This window comes from Streptomyces sp. 5-10 (genome assembly GCF_014712245.1).
Classification (GTDB): Bacteria; Actinomycetota; Actinomycetes; order Streptomycetales; family Streptomycetaceae; genus Streptomyces; species Streptomyces violaceusniger.
On record NZ_JACVYG010000263.1, the window covers coordinates 1 to 275 of the forward strand.

Consider the following 275-nt stretch of genomic DNA (forward strand, 5'->3'; position numbering starts at 1 on the left):
CTACATGTAAATAATACAACATGTGCATCAAGTATTATTACTTGATTGTGTTACTTGCTGCAGCAGTTGCAGTGAACAGTCAAGTTCATTACATTCCTGCACAAATATATATTCCTGTAAATTCTCACAATCCCTGGAACAACACTGGAAACCCGCACTACAACAACACACAAGTTGCTCTAAATAACAGAAGTTGGACAGGCCCGGGTCACATTTTTTGGGGAAGAATCGGACCTCTAGACCGACTTCTTTTCAATGAGGCCTACTTCAAAGAC

1 protein-coding gene is annotated in these 275 nt (G+C 40.4%); it reads left to right on the forward strand.

Annotation, left to right across the window (positions count from 1 at the left end; all coding sequences use genetic code 11):
• Positions 1 to 20 precede the first annotated feature (20 nt).
• Positions 21 to 275, forward strand: a 255-nt coding sequence (locus tag IEJ02_RS49660) for a hypothetical protein (RefSeq protein WP_223865643.1), incomplete at its 3' end; no start/stop codon positions are given.